Raw genomic sequence first — 2,331 nt, 5'->3', positions numbered from 1 at the left:
CAGTTGAATGAAAAAACTGTCAAGAGCAGTAGAACCAGGGCACAATGCATAAGGCTCTCGCAATTTTCATGGGCGGGGGCGAATAGTGCTCCTATTCATGAAGGTTTATTATACTATACGGGGCCGAAAAACTGCTGCCCAAAAAAAAATCCTTGATACGGCCATCAGTTAAATCAAGGTTCAGACATATTTTACTCGCATAAGTTTAAATGTGACTCAGAAAAAATTTCTGGCCCACCAAATCTTTACTATTGACTTTTCTGAAATGCTTGTGCTATTACAGCGCTGCTATAGTGTCCGTGAAGAATTTTAACAAGGAGGGTTTTTTAGTGTGCCCGAGCATTTATGTGTTGTAAAGATGTAAAGTTTTGGCACGGTTCTTGTCCCTCTCTCGTGCGCGTATAACGTACCTCCGCTATTAATCTGCTTTATTACCGATAACCCTTACTATCGTCGTGTATACCTCCGGCTGATAGTTAAGGGGTTGTGTTGTCTTTTCAAACTGTCTGAACCACGATTTAACGGATTAAGGGATTATCAGGCCAAGAACTGTATCGATTATGTTAAAAAAACCCTCCCTGTCTTCATCCTGTAAATCTATTAATCTGCCCTGCGACCGTAGGGAGCAAAGTGATCAATACAAGGTTCAGACAATCTTCAAATTGGGAGGTGGTGTGCTATGCGTTAGGGGATTGTGAACATCGGGCATATATGTCATTCCCCTGTTCAATTCAGGGGCAGGCTCTGCGAAAGCAGGAATCTATTATGGGGCAATACAAACATAAAGGAGGAAACAAATGTTGAAGAAAGTTACTTTAGCAATGCTAATCATGTCACTGCTGCTACCCGCCATAGTGATGGCCGGTACCATCCAACTGCCGCAGACGGGGCAGACGACCACCTACGCCACGGGCGACGACGGTGCAATCGAGGCGGGCGTTGCCTGACCCAGCCCGCGTTTCACGGACAACGGCAACCAGACGGCCACCGATAACCTCACAGGGCTGATGTGGACAAAAGACGTCAACCTTCCTGCTGCAACCAAAACATGGCAGCAGGCACTGGACTATGTCGCATCAATGAACACCGGGGCTGGTACGTATGGCTATACCGACTGGCGGCTGCCAAACAGAAAAGAGTTGTTCAGCCTTGTTGACCGTGCAATATATAGCCCATCGCTTCCATCCGGTCATCCCTTTACCAATGTGCAGTCTGACTACTACTGGTCGTCGACTACCTACGCTAACGATACGTCCCTCGCGTGGGTCGTCCGCATGGTCGATGGCTTCGTCCTCGCCGACGGTAAGTCCAGCGACGGCATGTGTGTTTGGCCAGTTCGTGCCGGACAAGTTGATAATTTGGTCAATTTGGCCATTTCGAAGTCCGGTACAGGCTCCGGCACAGTAACCGCTTCAACGGGTAATCTCTCTTGGAGCGGCAATACCGGCACGACTTACTATAGCAATGGTACGTCTGTAACCCTGACAGCGGCGGCAAACTCCGTTTCAGCGTTTGCGGGTTGGAGCGGCGATTGCACCGGGTCAAGCTCGACCTGCACGCTGACGATATCTGCGGTAAAGAGCGTGACAGCGACGTTTACTTTAGCCTCAACTCCCACACCCACTCCCACACCAAACTGTAACAGCAAATCAATCACGCCAACAAGCAAGACCATCCCGTCCTCCGGCGGCAGTGACAGCATCAGCGTAACGGCAAACACCGGATGCGCATGGACGGCAACGAGCAACGCTGCCTGGATAACGATCACCTCCGGCAGTTCCGGCTCCGGCAACGGCAAGACCGACATCCACCTGCACAACACCGTCACGGGCAGGGATGTCATCTGGCTGATGGATGGCATAACGATAAAGGGTGAGACTTCGTTAAACCCAAATCCGGTACGGCCAGTGTAATGGCGCCGCTAAAGGAGCACAGGTCAGGCGCCGATTCCTGGGACATGAAGACCTCCAGCGACTACAACGGCGACGGCATCAATGACATGCTCTGGCTTGGGTTTTGGGCGAGTAGGCACACACGGAGAGATGTGCATAGTATTCATGCGGGGTTGCAGACAAAAAGAGGTAAAAAAGTTCAAAGCTCGTAGATATATTCACCCCAAAATAAGCCTTGACATTACAAGGTAGTATATCCTATATTGGTAGATATGTACTTGAGAACGACAACTCGGAAAAATACGGATGGTTCGGTTATGCAAGTCAATTGCAAGAGTTTATGGGGTTACAGTTGCTGACAACACTTGTACCGAACAATCCTATACAGATAAAGAAGGGCTTCCAGAAGATATAAAGATTGTTAGTTCCCTGGAATTAG

The 2,331-nt window shown here is 49.1% G+C and carries 3 protein-coding genes and 1 pseudogene; all 4 read left to right on the top strand.

From position 1 onward, the window contains the following. Positions 1-797 precede the first annotated feature (797 nt). Entirely contained in the window at positions 798-947 is a 150-nt protein-coding gene (locus tag HWQ67_RS16570) for a hypothetical protein (RefSeq protein ID WP_218253794.1), read from the top strand. A 42-nt stretch (positions 948-989) separates the two neighbouring features. Then, positions 990-1,328, top strand: a pseudogene (locus HWQ67_RS20070) (DUF1566 domain-containing protein); the annotation flags it as partial. Beyond that, on the top strand, positions 1,320-1,913 hold the full coding sequence (locus tag HWQ67_RS20065) for an InlB B-repeat-containing protein (protein WP_255317331.1): 594 nt from the start codon (positions 1,320-1,322) through the stop codon (positions 1,911-1,913). The pseudogene HWQ67_RS20070 and the gene HWQ67_RS20065, both read left to right, overlap by 9 nt. Further along, positions 1,913-2,104, top strand: a complete 192-nt coding sequence (locus HWQ67_RS16560) for a hypothetical protein (protein WP_218253793.1) — start codon at positions 1,913-1,915, stop codon at positions 2,102-2,104. Before HWQ67_RS20065 ends, HWQ67_RS16560 begins: the two co-directional genes overlap by 1 nt. The last annotated feature ends 227 nt before the right edge of the window (positions 2,105-2,331 follow it).

This window comes from Candidatus Magnetobacterium casense (genome assembly GCF_019173545.1).
GTDB classification, from domain to species: domain Bacteria; phylum Nitrospirota; class Thermodesulfovibrionia; order Thermodesulfovibrionales; family Magnetobacteriaceae; genus Magnetobacterium; species Magnetobacterium cryptolimnobacter.
The sequence above is the reverse complement of the archived record's forward strand: the minus strand, read 5'-3'. Positions and strand labels throughout refer to the sequence as shown.